The following is a 14,146-nucleotide window of genomic DNA, read 5'->3' as shown; positions in this document are numbered from 1 at the left end:
AACACTAATTTAGTAAAGCCATGAATAAGATTGACTTGTCGAAGCGTGATGTAGTTCAAATAAGATGTAAATAAAGAAAATAAAAATCAACAAATTAAAGCGCTTGTATTTTTATGAGGGGAGAGTCACTAACCGTAACGCGAGTTAAAAAGAGGAATTTTTTTAACTAATATAAAGCGGGAATTTATCCCGCTTTATTTTTATATTACCTGATTGATTTTTTACTTTACTTTCATTCCCGCTGCCGTCATTAAAAAACGAAATAGCGAAGAAACGGCAAATAGCGCTAAAACACTACAAAACCAAATGGTAATTAACCAACCCCATTTTTTCAGTAATGAGGGTTTTGTTTCAGGGTTCGGATCAGTGATAGCCTTCTTCATAATTGGTTTTTCCTCTGAATACGTAATAACTCCAGAATGTATAAACGAGAATAATGGGAATGATAAATAGCGCACCAACGAGCATAAAACCTTGGCTTTCCGGTGGTGCTGATGCATCGATAAAACTAATTGCCGGCGGTATAATATTTGGCCAGATACTAATCCCTAGCCCAGTAAAACCAAGAAATATAATCGCTAGAGAAGCAAAGAAAGGTAAGTAATGACCTTTTTTCTTTACTGCGCGAATAATCAACCAAGCGCTATATAACACTAGCAGTGGTACAGGTAAGAAAAAGAAAATATTGGGTAGTGAAAACCAACGTTCAGCAATCGCCGGTTGTGCTAATGGTGTCCATAAACTGACTATGGCTATCACTGCTAGCATAACGAACGTTAATGGCAAGATCACTTTATACAAACTCTGTTGTAAATGGCCTTGAGTTTTCATAATGAGCCAGCCACACCCTAACAGTGAGTAGGCAATGACTAGACCAAAGCCACAAAACAGGGCAAAGGGTGATAGCCAATCAAAATAGCTTCCTGCAAAAGTACGGTCAATAATGGGTAAACCTTGAACAATACTACCGACGACTATACCTTGCATAAAGGTGGTTAATAGAGAGCCGACAATAAAGGCGTTATCCCAAAAAACTTTATGAGTGTCATCGGCTTTAAAGCGAAATTCAAAAGCAACGCCCCTGAAAATAAGCGCAACTAGCATGATAGTTAAAGGCATGGCTAAAGCATCAAGGATCACTGAATACGCTAAAGGAAACGCACCAAATAGCGCCGCACCACCTAAAACTAGCCATGTTTCATTGCCATCCCATACCGGGGCGACAGTATTCATCATTAAATCGCGATCTTCTCTCTCTTTTATAAAAGGATAGAGCATGCCAATGCCGAGATCGAAACCATCCATCACAATATACATTAATGTGCTAAATATGATGATGATGAACCAAATAACGGGTAAATCAATTCCCATCTTGAACCTCCGGCGCACCTTTGCGGATAAGTTTTAACATATAGGCATATCCAATTCCGAATACAGATCCATAAACGATAAAGAAAATCAGTAGGCTAATGCTCATATGCATTTCACCATGAGCAGATACCGCATCTCGTGTTCGTTGTATCCCATACACAACCCAAGGTTGTCGACCTACTTCTGTAGTAAACCAACCCGCTAAAATGGCAATTAATCCTGAAGGTGCCATTAGAAAAGTGAATCGCAAGAAGAGGTTAGATTGATATAATTTTTTCTTGTAACGTAACCATGTGCCCCATACACCCACTAAAATCATCAGCATGCCAAGGCCGACCATAATACGAAATGACCAAAAAACAATCAGTGAATTTGGCCTATCATCTTTAGGAAATTCTTTTAGTGCTGGTACTTGTTTATCTAAACTATGAGTTAATATCAGGCTACCCAAATAAGGAATTTGAAGAGCATATTTGGTTTTTTCTTCATCCATATCCGGTATACCAAATAGAATTAACGGTGTAGCCTCACCAGGATTATTTTGCCAATGCCCTTCAATCGCGGCAATTTTGGCGGGTTGATGTTTTAACGTATTTAAACCATGCATATCACCAATAAGTGCTTGAATAGGCGCTAAGATTAAGATAATCCATATAGACATCGAGAGCATCTTCTTCATTGCAGAGGTCTTGTTGCCTTTTAATAAATGCCATGAAGCCGAGGCGGCAATAAAGAATGCCGAAGCAAGAAATGCAGCAACGCCCATATGAGCAAGACGATAAGGGAAGGAAGGATTAAAAATAACCGCTAGCCAATCAACGGGAACTACTTGATTGTTGACGATTTCGAATCCCTGTGGTGTTTGCATCCAACTGTTGGAGGCTAAAATCCAAAATGTTGACATTAATGTACCCAATGCCACCATGCAAGTGGCGAAAAAGTGTAATTTTTCACCTACTTTGTTCCAGCCAAATAACATCACACCTAGAAATCCAGCTTCTAAGAAGAATGCTGTAAGTACTTCATAAGTCAATAAAGGGCCGGTGATAGAGCCGGCAAAATCGGAGAAAAAGCTCCAATTAGTACCGAACTGATATGCCATAACGAGACCAGAGACGACGCCCATAGCAAAGTTAACAGCGAATATTTTTGACCAAAAATGGAATAGCGCTAAATAATCCTTATTGCGAGTTTTTAGCCATAAGCCTTCCAAGACAGCTAAGAAGCTGGCTAGCCCTATAGTAATTGCGGGGAAGATAATATGGAAAGAAACGGTAAACGCAAATTGGATACGCGCCAAATCAAAGGCACTTAACCCAAACATAAACAACCTCATTATTTTGATATACAAATCGCGCTGATCTGTAAATAGCAGGTAAATCGTGTGGATAAGTAGACCATATGACAGTAAACTATAATAGTGACAATAAGTTTAAAAATGACTATAACAGTTTGAGGGTGAATAGGTAAATATGACTCGATATGAACAGCTTGCGGCACAGATACGCCAACAAATTGAAGATAATATTTGGCAATCAGGCGATCGTTTACCCTCATTACGGGATACGGTTAAACAATCAGGTTTGAGTTTAATGACCGTTTTACAATCTTATCAACTGTTAGAAAGTCAAGGGTGGATCACCGCTCGTCCGCAATCAGGTTATTATGTTGCACATCGCAATACCGGTTTTGCTCAAGTAACTGCCAGCAAAGGGCTACATATGAGTGAAAATGTTGAGATAAGCGCCTCTATATTCAATGTTCTTCAAGCCTGTAAAGATCCCAATATCATTCCGTTCGGTTCCGCCTTTCCAGATCCCAGTTTATTCATACAACCTAAATTAAGCCGAGCATTAGCCTCTGCCGCTAGACATTTAGCCCCTCAAAGTTCAGTGATTAATTTACCTCCTGGTAATGAAAAACTACGTCGTAATATAGCCCAACGCTATGCACTGCAAGGTATTCATGTATCGCCTGACGATATTGTGATCACCGCAGGTGCGATGGAATCATTAAGTTTTAGTTTACAAGCTGTTACTGAGCCAGGAGATTGGGTTGTCATAGAATCTCCTGCTTTTTATGGTGCATTACAGGCGATAGAGCGTTTACGATTAAAAGCGATTGCTATCAAAACCGATCCGGTGACAGGCATTTGTTTAGATGAGTTAGAAAAGGTGGTAGAACAATACGACATTAAAGCGTGTTGGTTGATGAGTCATTGCCAAAATCCATTAGGTGGCACTATGCCTGATGAAAATAAAATCAGACTAGTGGAAATTTTAGCGGCAAAACAGATAACCTTAATTGAAGATGATGTCTATGGTGAACTGTATAATAGTCCAAAAGCGCCAATGCCTGTGAAAGGCTTTGATAAATCCAATAGCGTATTGCACTGCGCTTCTTTTTCTAAATGTTTAGCGCCAGGATTTCGAGTCGGGTGGGTCGCAGCCGGAAAACATGCGACTAAAATACAGCAGTTACAAATGATGAGTACTGTATCAGCGAGTATGCCAACACAACAAGCTATTGCTGACTATTTATCACAAGGGGGTTATGACGGGCATCTACGTCGCTTAAGATTATTATTAGAGCAGAGACGTTATCGTATGTTACAGGCCATACAAACGCATTTGCCTAAAGATGTTAAAGTGAATATTCCTGTCGGAGGCTATTTCCTATGGCTAGAATTCGAGCCAAGCTTTGATGCTAATACATTGTACCATTTTGCTCTCGAAAGAGGGGTGAGTATTGCACCAGGTGCTATGTTTTCGACCAGTTCACAGTTTAATCATGCTTTTCGTTTAAACTCTTCTTTTCAATGGAATAGTCAGACTGAAAAAGGAATGCAAATTATTGGTGAAGGGTGTCGAAAATTACGTCGTAAATAGCACATTAGCGTACGTATTCATCAGTTAAATGGTCATATTGCACGGCATTGAGCAAATATCACTATAAAGTGATGCTAGCCCTCTAATTAAGGGCTAAATTAACGGCTGCAAAGGTGAGTAAACTGCCGGCAATGCCATCATTATAACGGCGTCCTTTATCACTTAATCCGCCTTTTAAACCAATATAAGCGAAAATCGTACCTAAAAAGCCATAGATAAATAGACAAATAGTGATAAATATCCCAGATAAAAGCAGAGATTGCATAGCGATATCATTCTGGTTATTGATAAAATTTGGTAAAATAGCCAGATAGACGAGTAAGCCTTTCGGATTAAGAAAACTCGTTAAAAAGCCCTTGCGAAAGAGATGTGTTTTTTTATCTGCATTTAGTGCGAGTTGGCCTTTTTGGCATGCAGATATCAGCATTTTGATTGCTAAGTAGGTAATATAAATCACACCTAGCCACTTTAGTAGATAAAAGAAAATGGGAGAGGTTGCCATTATCGTTGCAAGACCCAAAGCACTAAGAATAGCATGTGTGATATAACCTGAAATGACACCGATATTGGCAAACCACGCTGATTTTATTCCTCCCGCTAATCCTTGTGAGGAGATAAAAAGAATATCGGGGCCAGGTGTGCAAATTAAAGGCAGTACTGTAAGGGCAAAGAATAACAAAGTGTTAAATTCCATCTTTTTCACCTGATTGAGCAATTGAAGAAAATATCGTTTTTGCTGTGCAATTTAGCTGAAAAATTATATGATATTTTCGTAAAAATCGGGTTGCTTTGTTGCTAACAAAAATAATTAATTGGCAATAAAATTCCACAAATAGAACTAAGGTTAATCTTTGATGTCAATAAAATTGGATAAGATAGACAAGCATATTTTGCAAGTGTTACAGCGCGATGGCAAAATTCAAAACATCGAACTGGCAAAAGAAGTGGGACTCTCACCATCTCCTTGTTTACGTCGTGTACGTTTACTTGAAGAGTCAGGTGTGATCACGCGTTATGTTGCCGTATTAGATGGTAGTAAAGTTGATGCAGGATTATCTTTATTTGCGCGAATTTGGTTCAGAGCACAAGATGCTGAAACTATTGAAGAATTTGTAAAGGCGATAAAAGTATTACCCGAAGTGGTTGAATGTCATCTAATGGCGGGAGAATGTGATGCACTTATTCGCATTGTGACAAAAGATCTCGCCACTTATCGCCGTTTTCACGCTGATTATTTAACACAAATTCCTAGCATTCAAAGCATAAAAACAGAAGTACCCATGGAGACGGTAAAAGTGAGTTTTGCTTTACCATTGCAGTAATACTCTATTTGGTGAAGGTAATAATTATCCAATAGAAATTATGTTATTAAGCGTCTTTTAAGGACTGAGCTCTGTATTCAACAGGGCTCAGTCCTTTCTCTTTTATTATTTATGGGCGTAAAAAAACTTGAGGTTGAGATAACTCAGGATGAGTATTAACACTGACCTCGGCGCCATACCATTTTTCAATATTCTCAGCGGTGAGCACATCTTGAGGTGTACCTTCGCAAACTAATTTTCCCTGATGCAGTAATAAAATACGATCAGCATAAAGGGAGGCGAGGTTGAGATCGTGCAGAACACAACACACCATCAAATTTTGCGTTTTGACCAGTTGCTTTAATAAACGCAAACTTTGTTGCTGGTGGTAGAGGTCAAGTGCCGATGTGGGTTCATCAAGAAATAGCGCAACATTCTCAGGTGTCGGTTGCCAAAGTTGAGCAAGCACTCTAGCAAGTTGCACTCTTTGTTGCTCTCCACCTGATAATTGACGGTAATCTCTTGTTTTGAGCTTTAAACAATTGGTTTGTAATAGCGCGGTTTCTATTGCGATTTGTTTATGTTTTTGCCCATGTGGCGCTCTTCCCATAGCGACGACTTCTTCTACAGAAAAAGAGAATGATAGCTGGCTGTTTTGTCGCATAACAGCACGGTTTTGCGCTAATAATTGGCTATTCCACTGTGAGTAAGTTTTCCCTTTAAAAAAACATTCTCCTTGTGTCGGGGGGGTATAGCCGGTCAATAAACGTAATAATGATGATTTCCCAGCACCATTCGGACCAATGATTGTGACAAGCTCACCGGTGTTAAGTGCAATAGAAACATCCTCAAGAATAGTTTTATTGCCGATTTTATAGCTCAAGTTATTGCCATATAATAATGGAGTGTGTTGATCTTCCATCATGACATGCGTCCTGCTGGTTGTCGTAAAATAAGCCAAAGAAAATAAGGTCCACCAAGAAGTCCGGTAATAAGTCCTACAGGAATTTCCGCAGGGGATACCAAGGTTCTTGACAGGGTATCTGCGGCTAATAAGAGTATTGCTCCCCCTAATAGGGTGGCCGGTAATAACCAAATATGGTTACTGCCTAATCGCATACGAATAAGGTGGGGCACCACAAGACCAACAAACCCAATAACACCACTTAATGCAACGGCACAACCGATTAAAATGGCACTGAGTAGTAGTAAAATAAATTTTGTTTTTCTTACATTTAACCCTAAATAATGTGCTTCTTCATCACCGAGTTGTAATAGGTTAAGTTTATGACCTTGCCAACAGGCTAATGCACTAATGGGAATAATCACGAGAGTTGCAATCGCCAAGGTGTTCCAGTCTATTTTACTTAAAGAGCCCATCATCCATAGTGAAAATTGGCGCAGTTGCTGATCTGTGCTGATATAGCTCAATACACCAATAAAAGACATACAAAGCGCATTAATGGCAATTCCCGCTAGGAGTAATCTTGCCAAGTTACCATCACTTAATTGATGCAATGAAAAAATAATCATTGCCACTATTAAGCCGCCAATAAAGGCGGCAATAATATGACTGTAGAAAGAAAATACGGATAAAAAAGAGAAGGGTAAAATAATCACAATAGCGACCATTAGCGCAGCACCACTGCTAATACCTAGTAATCCAGGATCGGCAAGTGAGTTTCTAAATAGTCCTTGCATGATGGTGCCTGATATGGCTAAAGCGCCACCGACGAGAATAGCTAATAGTACTCGAGGTAAACGAATATCAAGCCAAATTTGCCACTCTATATCATCAAAAGAGCGATCCCATAAAGTACTAAATGAGAGTGCTAGCGGGCCGCTATTAACAGAAATAAGCGTAATGATGGTAAATAAGATGAGTAAAATGGCAATACTCATCCACGGTGAGCGAAAACGAGACATTATTGCTCCAATGCTTGACGAATTTGTTGCATAACTTTGGGGGTTGATAAGGTAAAGCCTAATAAACCCATATCATCAACAACGATATAGCGCTTATTTTTACCTGCGGGGGTGTACTTTATGCCGGGCAAGTCCCACAGTTTTTCGATACCTCCAATACCTTTTATTCCCTCTTTAGTGACCAACAAAATATCAGGCTGGCTGGCAATAACCCCTTCTTGTGACAATAGGCGATAACTACTAAAACCTTGCATAGCATTTTTTCCGCCTACCAGTGTGATAATCGTATCTGCAGCAGTATTTTGACCGGCAGCCATAGGGGCAACACCACCATGGCTCATGATATAAATAATTTTTTTATCAATAGGCGTCGTGGCAATTTGATTAATAGATTGAGTGAGCTTTTCTTTTAATTGCTGACTCTCTGTTTCTTTTTGTAAGAGGGTTGCAATGGCATCGATTTTTTCATTAATGGCTTCTAATGAACGTGTACCCGTAATAGTTTCAACAGGTACACCAGCTTTTTCGATACGACGTAATGCAAAAGAAGGGCGAGCTAATTCGCTAGCAATAATCAGCGTCGGTTTAACCGAAAGAATACCTTCAGGATTGAGCATGCGCATATAACCCACATCGGGTAATGATTTAACTTGCTCTGGTACTAAACTCGTACTATCTCTAGCAATGACCTGATCGCCTGCACCTAATGCAAAAACAATTTCAGTAATATCACCACCAATAGTGACAATACGTTGTTTAGCGAGGCTGGTGAATGTCATCAAACTACACAGGATCAAAAGAAGCCATTTTTTCATTGAGCTATCCTTCTATTAAGCTATTTTAGCAAGAGCGTTGAGTTGCTCACGCCATTGTTGTTGTTCTTTTGTTCCCTCAGTGCGTTGTCCATAGAGCTGAGCAATCTGTTGACCTTTGCTATCAAATAGTTCAAGACTTGTGACAAAACCATCTTGGGTTGGCTTACGAGTGATCCAGCTTTCCACAATTTCGCTCTCAATTAAATGCAGTGTAAATGCAGGATTAAAAATGTTAATCCATACTTGTTCACTATTTTCAAATTGATGAGGTACTAAACGATCAATTTTACCGGTAAAGATCTGTACACAACCTCGATTACCCACGAAAATCATAATTTCATTTTGTACTTCTTTCGCCAGTGCTAATAATGTTTTTAAGGCACTATTATCTACTTGATAAGCTAAATCATCACTGACCGCTTTGAACGCTTGCTGGCGACTGAGATTATTTTCTTGCAGGATTTTAAAGAATTGATGTACGTCAGTCATCGAGCGCCATTGCTGTTCTAACTGTTGTGCTAATGCCGTTGTTACCGGTGCATCAGTAAAAGATTTAGCGGGGGTAATCTCTAATACGGGATTTTCTGGTGATAAATAAGTATCGATTAAGGTATTCCATGCGTCCATATGAGTATTATCAGTGGTATACACTTTATGGAGAGAATCACCATGAAGATCAAAGAATTGAATACTATGACGAATGCCACGAGCCGTCTCTTCGGTTAATGCAAAGATACTTGCCCAATGAGAGAAGAAAAAGCGTAAATCGAGGGCTCGAGGGTTTAAGATCAATCCTGCATGATCGTTAAAACGAGCATTGGTATATTCACCAAGATGTTCATGAACCGCAATTTCATTACGAGTAATGGCTTTCACTTCGCCTACGGTTGCGAGAGCGGTTAAAATATCACGAACATCACCATGTAAGCGTTTAGCATCGTGCCCAACACGCGCGTGAGTAAGCTCAGCTTCACTTACATTAAGGTAAGTTGCTAAATCACGCGCATAAGATGCTTTTTTTTCATTTTTTGCTTGCAGGTAGCTCTCATAAAGAGGTTTAGTCACGGAAACTCCTATTGTTTCGTTTATTTTATTGTTAATTACCATTGATAACTCACCAGTACTTTTGCATTTCGGCCCTCTTGAGGAATACCCGCAGAAGAGTAGTATTTTTTATCAAATGCATTACCCAGTACCAGTGAGGTTGTTAGCCCTGTTAATGAAGCACTACCTTCATAACGGAGGTAGAAATCATTGACACCATAACCCGCTTGTTGGCGATTGGTCGGGCGATTAAAGCGATCATGTTTTGTAAAATCTGTTTTTTTAGTAAATTGTCCCACCCAACCTACAGAAAAATCACTATTGGGTACGGGAATATCGAGGCGACTGGTTAATGTATCTGGCTCAATAGAGGTAATAGAGGCATTACTGGCATTATCTTTTCCTTTTGTATGGTTATAAGCCAAATCCCAACTAAAGAACTTCGATTGATAATTCATCTCGATATCCCAACCCCAAATAGTTGCTCTTGGAATATTCGTCGATTGTGTATATCCCTGAAAAATAGCGACATCTGTATCAATATAATCTTTTGCACGCGTATTGAAATGGGCAGCTTTAATTTTCAGATTATCATTATTAGATAATAAGTCGTCGAATTGAAAACCGAACCCGTATTCAGTTGTTGAATTGGTTTCGGGCTTTAAATTAGGGTTAGGGCGCCAGTAATTGGTTGGTGCTCCGGGGAATGGGGCATCAAAATGTTTAGCATCGTTATACATCTCGCCAATTGTTGGTGCTCTAAAAGCTTGAGCATAAGAGGTATAAAGCATTAACCAATCTGTGGGTGTAATACTAACGGCTCCTTTTGATGACCATTTATCAGCGCTGATGTCATCATAACGATCATTTTGACTGCTATATTTATCAAACCTTGTACCGACGATGAATGAAATGGGTACATCACGTAAAGTCATTTCATCTTGTAACCAGCCTGACATAAAACGAATATCTGCTTTAGGGAAGCTTTCGGCATTTGCACTGGGTGATTGCTTTTGCTTATAGATCTCACCGCCATAAGTTAAAGCGTGAGCAGCAAAGGGGTAGGTGGTTAATTGAGTGCGATTTTCAAGTTTAATGCCATAGGTTTTTTGCTCTCTACCTTCAAATCCTTTTTGTTGTGTTTTCGCATTAATATCTACCTCGCTGTAATAGGCTTGTGTTTTTAGGTTAATCCATGACATATCACTAGGATGATATTGATAGGTTAACTGTGCATCTTTTTGTGTTGTAGTACGATTTGTCGCTACATTAGCCGGTGTTGGGTTATTGGCGAGTTGTGGATCCTTAGGCTGTTGTGCGTTGTTATGATAATAGCGTAATTGGCCACTTAACGTATTGCTATCATCAATAAACCAACGTCCTTTAGATAATAAGTTAATGATTGTTTCATCGTTTTGCGCACGATAACCGCCTCCATAGCGAGTTGTACCTTTATCACGAGCGGAGAGGGCGAGTAATCCATCGAAATTGTCTTGTTGACCAAAAGCGGTAATGCCAAATCCTTGACTCTGTTGTGCCGTATTACCAAGGGCGGTAACACGCACACCACCATGTTCATTTTTTGCAAGCAAGTCGCTGGCATCAACGGTATCATATGCCACAACCCCACCGAGAGCACCACTACCATATAAAAGTGCTGAAGGGCCACGAACCACTTCAACTTGTTTAATGAGTAGAGGATCGACAAAAATACTGTCAATATGACCTGTATCAGTACCTTGGCGTATGCCATCTACTAGTGTCAAAACACCGTTACTACTGTAGCCACGCATACTAATAGTTTCACCGTTTGTGCGGCCAGCTCCTGATATTGAAATGCCTGGTATATGACGCAACAATTCAGTGGCACTTCCAGCCGTTTCTGTCAAAGCACTGTTATTTTTTATGACGGTCGACATCATAGGTAATGTAAAGCTATCTCGCTCGTTACCTGTTGCATAAACCGTTATTATTTGTGTGTTTCTCTCCCCGCTATTTTTTTCTCCATAGATTTGATTTTTATTTTCAGCGAATGCACTGCTAATCGCTGTTGCAACAACTAAAACACTCACCTTTATGCATCGCGATGATTGAGACATACAGGTCGATCTCCGTTATTAAAATGGGCTGCTAAACTCAACAGCCCGTTATGATAAAAATCATTGCTCTTTTTATTGTTTACCAGCGATAACTGACAGACATTTTGATATTTCTAGCTTCTTGAGGTACGCCTACCGTTGAGTAATACAATTTGTTGAATGCATTATCGAGTACCAATGAGGCTTGTATATCTTTATTATTGGATTGATAGTTGACTGCAAAACTATGCACACCATAGCCGGGGTATTGCTGAAGATCTTCTTTTAATCGAGTAGTCACTTCCTCTGAACCAGGGTATTTATGTGTGCCTTTTTTGGCCGTTGGACCGGCAAACTTTCCTGACCAAGCAACAGAAAATGGTGTTTTGATAATGGGTACATTTATAAAAGCGGTTAATGTTTCAGGGCGCACCATTGAAATAGTCTCTAGAGACGACAGTTCCAAGGTTTTAGTTTGATTGTAATTTACCCCCATAGCGATGTATGGATGAGAATATAGCAATCTTAAATCAAAGCCGTGAATAAGCGCTTTAGGCAAGTTAACTGATTGAAATAATAAAGGTTCACGAGCATCTTTAATGGGAGATAACGCAATATGACTATTTTTTAATTGGATAGGCTTACGACTATGATACCACTGTTGATAAGTAATGTGGTCAATCGATTCAGTGCTGTAATATGAAGCTTTAATGTTTAGCTGGTCATTGGTAAAAAGCAACGCATTTTTTTGTAAATTGATACCATGTTCCCATGTTCTATTCGTCTCTGGTTCTAATGTGGAATTTGGAACCCAACGAGCATCATAGCTTTTCTTATTAAAAGGGGAAATTATAGTGAAATGTACTGAGTCATTATACATTTCGCTTAAAGTCGGCGCCCTAAAGGCAACAGAATAAGAAGAATAGATCTGTAACCATTTGGTCAGTGTGAGACGTAACGCAATATTTTTAGAAATATTTTGATATGTTTCTTGATATTTGTCGGCGGAGGTCATGTCTCCTTTTTTATTTAAGTCTTTGTAGTAATCTAAAGTTTTACTGTTATCAGGGACATTTTGATAATAGTTGTAACGAAGACCCGCAATTAAAGTAATGGGTAATAGAGGGGTATTGAACGTGTTATGAACCCAACCTGAGGCATTATCCATATGTGATAAAGGGAAATTTTTAGCCTTATTATTCGATACCATCTTCTGTTTTTCAGCATCAATGCCGATAATCACAGATTGAGTCAACCTATCTTGAAAGTAATTTAAATTAAAGGCGTTTTCTACTTTCATACCATAGGTATATTGGGTACGTTTTTCAGAATTACCTAGCACACTTTCTATGTCTGGATATATTTCTTTGCGTGTATCCGTCAGAAACGTATGCGCAATTTTAAACTGAGAATAATAAAGTTGAGTGCTCAGATCGAGCCAATCATAATTATTTGGATTTAAATGATAGGTGAGTGAGATATCATTTTGTTTGGTGGCTCGATACATATTATTACTGTCTCTTTTTCCAAACCCTCCCATTCGATTTAAAACTTCTCTTTGCTCTCCTGCATTATTATATTGACGGGCAGAAAAAATAACTGTTTGTTCCTCTGTAGGGTAAACATAGGCTTTTGCAAAATAATTTTTGATACGTTCGTGGTTATTTAATATTGAGTCATCAGCAATACGTATCGGGCCACGCTCTCTTTGGCTATAAGCCAATAACCCTTCCACTAACTGATGTCTACCTGCGATCACACCACCATAAGAAAAATGTTTATCCGCAGAAGAGAATGAGCTAAATAATTTAGCACCAAGGTTTTTATTGGCGTCTAATAACTCATTTGGATGGAGAGTTGAGAACGAAACAACGCCACCTAGCGCGCCACTTCCATGTTTAACCGAAGAGCCACCATGTTTGACTTTAACGCGCGAAATAAGTGAAGGTTCAATAAAAAGGCCACCAAGCTTGTTCATAGTATTATCAATAGGTTGATGAATACCATCCACAAAGATTTTGACACCTCTTTGATCGTAACCACGCATCATAATATTGCCACCATTGGTGATCCCCGTCCCTGATACGGTGATCCCCGGGATTTGTTTTAACAATTGTCCCGTGGTAGATGCGGTTTGAGCTTGTGCTGAACGGGTATCGACGACAGATTGAAAATCCGTTATTTGATTGTCTTGTTGCCCAATAACAGTCAATGTATCTGTCTCTACTTTTTCAATATGAGCAAAAGTAGTCGGCGCGTATAACAGACAAATTGCTGTAGCTAATGTGGAGTATTTGAAATTTCTTTTCAGCATAGACATACCATTAATATCCATAAAAGTCCTTGTATATGGAGTGAATTAGCTGGCTGCCTAGCAAAATAGGTGGCTTGCGAAAAGGGATTAAATATTTATTTTGTTAGGATAAGTTTTCCTGTTTTTGTTTGGCGTAACTGATACAACTCTCCGTTATGTTGAATATAAACCACGCCCGATTTACCCAGTAATTCTATGCTATTTATAGATTGAATGACTGGGGAGCTTGTTTCACGTGTTATCGATGAATCGTTTAAATTATGAACATTTTTATTCATTTCAATAGCAATACTGATAGAGGTTATGATTATGATAATCATTATCGTTATCAGAATATTTTAGACAAGCTTTTTTTAACGTAAACGCCTAAATTTAAGATGATTAGTAACAAAAGAACAACAAAAATAGG

Annotated in this window: 13 protein-coding genes; 2 read left to right on the top strand and 11 right to left on the bottom strand. The window is 39.1% G+C overall.

Annotation, left to right across the window (positions count from 1 at the left end; genetic code table 11):
- Nucleotides 1-221 precede the first annotated feature (221 nt).
- Genes AACV01_RS12455 through AACV01_RS12445 form a run of 3 tightly spaced genes read right to left on the bottom strand, consistent with a single transcriptional unit; the run spans nt 222 to nt 2,695 of the window.
- On the bottom strand, nt 222-383 hold the full coding sequence (locus AACV01_RS12455; protein ID WP_004243187.1) for a DUF2474 domain-containing protein: 162 nt from the start codon (nt 381-383) through the stop codon (nt 222-224).
- Complete coding sequence (gene cydB / locus AACV01_RS12450) at nt 364-1,371, bottom strand: cytochrome d ubiquinol oxidase subunit II (RefSeq protein WP_046334750.1); 1,008 nt, start codon at nt 1,369-1,371, stop codon at nt 364-366. Before cydB ends, AACV01_RS12455 begins: the two co-directional genes overlap by 20 nt.
- Nucleotides 1,361-2,695 (bottom strand): cytochrome ubiquinol oxidase subunit I, encoded by a 1,335-nt coding sequence (locus AACV01_RS12445; protein WP_012367992.1) that lies wholly within the window; start codon nt 2,693-2,695, stop codon nt 1,361-1,363. The genes cydB and AACV01_RS12445 overlap by 11 nt, the downstream gene beginning before the upstream one ends.
- 148 nt (nt 2,696-2,843) lie before the next feature.
- Here AACV01_RS12445 and AACV01_RS12440 point away from each other — a divergent pair, with 148 nt between their 5' ends.
- Nucleotides 2,844-4,259, top strand: a complete 1,416-nt coding sequence (locus tag AACV01_RS12440; RefSeq protein WP_017628073.1) for an aminotransferase-like domain-containing protein — start codon at nt 2,844-2,846, stop codon at nt 4,257-4,259.
- An 82-nt stretch (nt 4,260-4,341) separates the two neighbouring features.
- Here AACV01_RS12440 and AACV01_RS12435 read toward each other — a convergent pair whose 3' ends face one another.
- Nucleotides 4,342-4,953 (bottom strand): LysE family translocator, encoded by a 612-nt coding sequence (locus AACV01_RS12435; protein WP_004248186.1) that lies wholly within the window; start codon nt 4,951-4,953, stop codon nt 4,342-4,344.
- A 160-nt stretch (nt 4,954-5,113) separates the two neighbouring features.
- Here AACV01_RS12435 and AACV01_RS12430 point away from each other — a divergent pair, with 160 nt between their 5' ends.
- Nucleotides 5,114-5,581: an Lrp/AsnC family transcriptional regulator gene (locus tag AACV01_RS12430; protein WP_004243182.1), complete on the top strand. Its 468-nt coding sequence runs from the start codon at nt 5,114-5,116 to the stop codon at nt 5,579-5,581.
- A gap of 109 nt (nt 5,582-5,690) precedes the next feature.
- Here the strand turns inward: AACV01_RS12430 and AACV01_RS12425 are convergent, their stop codons facing one another.
- The 7 genes from AACV01_RS12425 to hemP all read right to left on the bottom strand — a co-directional run bounded on the left by AACV01_RS12425 (nt 5,691) and on the right by hemP (nt 14,057).
- Nucleotides 5,691-6,485, bottom strand: a complete 795-nt coding sequence (locus tag AACV01_RS12425) for a heme ABC transporter ATP-binding protein (RefSeq protein WP_161683007.1) — start codon at nt 6,483-6,485, stop codon at nt 5,691-5,693.
- Nucleotides 6,482-7,486 (bottom strand): FecCD family ABC transporter permease, encoded by a 1,005-nt coding sequence (locus AACV01_RS12420; protein ID WP_004248185.1) that lies wholly within the window; start codon nt 7,484-7,486, stop codon nt 6,482-6,484. Before AACV01_RS12420 ends, AACV01_RS12425 begins: the two co-directional genes overlap by 4 nt.
- Entirely contained in the window at nt 7,486-8,301 is an 816-nt protein-coding gene (locus AACV01_RS12415; protein ID WP_004243179.1) for a heme/hemin ABC transporter substrate-binding protein, read from the bottom strand. Before AACV01_RS12415 ends, AACV01_RS12420 begins: the two co-directional genes overlap by 1 nt.
- 15 nt (nt 8,302-8,316) lie before the next feature.
- Nucleotides 8,317-9,366, bottom strand: coding sequence for a hemin-degrading factor (locus AACV01_RS12410; RefSeq protein WP_036907935.1), 1,050 nt, complete (start codon nt 9,364-9,366; stop codon nt 8,317-8,319).
- 35 nt (nt 9,367-9,401) lie between these two features.
- Nucleotides 9,402-11,444 (bottom strand): TonB-dependent hemoglobin/transferrin/lactoferrin family receptor, encoded by a 2,043-nt coding sequence (locus AACV01_RS12405; protein ID WP_041701143.1) that lies wholly within the window; start codon nt 11,442-11,444, stop codon nt 9,402-9,404.
- Between the two features lie 79 nt (nt 11,445-11,523).
- Nucleotides 11,524-13,758, bottom strand: coding sequence for a TonB-dependent receptor domain-containing protein (locus AACV01_RS12400; RefSeq protein WP_060554690.1), 2,235 nt, complete (start codon nt 13,756-13,758; stop codon nt 11,524-11,526).
- A gap of 74 nt (nt 13,759-13,832) precedes the next feature.
- Nucleotides 13,833-14,057 (bottom strand): hemin uptake protein HemP, encoded by a 225-nt coding sequence (gene hemP, locus AACV01_RS12395; protein ID WP_004243175.1) that lies wholly within the window; start codon nt 14,055-14,057, stop codon nt 13,833-13,835.
- Nucleotides 14,058-14,146: the final 89 nt, after the last annotated feature.

This window comes from Proteus sp. G2609 (assembly GCF_963896135.1).
In the GTDB taxonomy this organism is placed as follows: Bacteria; Pseudomonadota; Gammaproteobacteria; order Enterobacterales; family Enterobacteriaceae; genus Proteus; species Proteus mirabilis.
Note: the sequence above shows the minus strand (reverse complement) of the source record. Positions and strands in the feature narration are given on the sequence as shown.

Bases quoted from the DNA above. Each gene is read 5' to 3' on its own strand.
- AACV01_RS12455 (WP_004243187.1), bottom strand. From the start codon at position 383: ATGAAGAAGGCTATCACTGATCCGAACCCTGAAACAAAACCCTCATTA.
- cydB (WP_046334750.1), bottom strand. From the start codon at position 1,371: ATGGGAATTGATTTACCCGTTATTTGGTTCATCATCATCATATTTAGC.
- AACV01_RS12445 (WP_012367992.1), bottom strand. From the start codon at position 2,695: ATGTTTGGGTTAAGTGCCTTTGATTTGGCGCGTATCCAATTTGCGTTT.
- AACV01_RS12440 (WP_017628073.1), top strand. From the start codon at position 2,844: ATGACTCGATATGAACAGCTTGCGGCACAGATACGCCAACAAATTGAA.
- AACV01_RS12435 (WP_004248186.1), bottom strand. From the start codon at position 4,953: ATGGAATTTAACACTTTGTTATTCTTTGCCCTTACAGTACTGCCTTTA.
- AACV01_RS12430 (WP_004243182.1), top strand. From the start codon at position 5,114: ATGTCAATAAAATTGGATAAGATAGACAAGCATATTTTGCAAGTGTTA.
- AACV01_RS12425 (WP_161683007.1), bottom strand. From the start codon at position 6,485: ATGATGGAAGATCAACACACTCCATTATTATATGGCAATAACTTGAGC.
- AACV01_RS12420 (WP_004248185.1), bottom strand. From the start codon at position 7,486: ATGTCTCGTTTTCGCTCACCGTGGATGAGTATTGCCATTTTACTCATC.
- AACV01_RS12415 (WP_004243179.1), bottom strand. From the start codon at position 8,301: ATGAAAAAATGGCTTCTTTTGATCCTGTGTAGTTTGATGACATTCACC.
- AACV01_RS12405 (WP_041701143.1), bottom strand. From the start codon at position 11,444: ATGTCTCAATCATCGCGATGCATAAAGGTGAGTGTTTTAGTTGTTGCA.
- AACV01_RS12400 (WP_060554690.1), bottom strand. From the start codon at position 13,758: ATGGATATTAATGGTATGTCTATGCTGAAAAGAAATTTCAAATACTCC.
- hemP (WP_004243175.1), bottom strand. From the start codon at position 14,057: ATGATTATCATAATCATAACCTCTATCAGTATTGCTATTGAAATGAAT.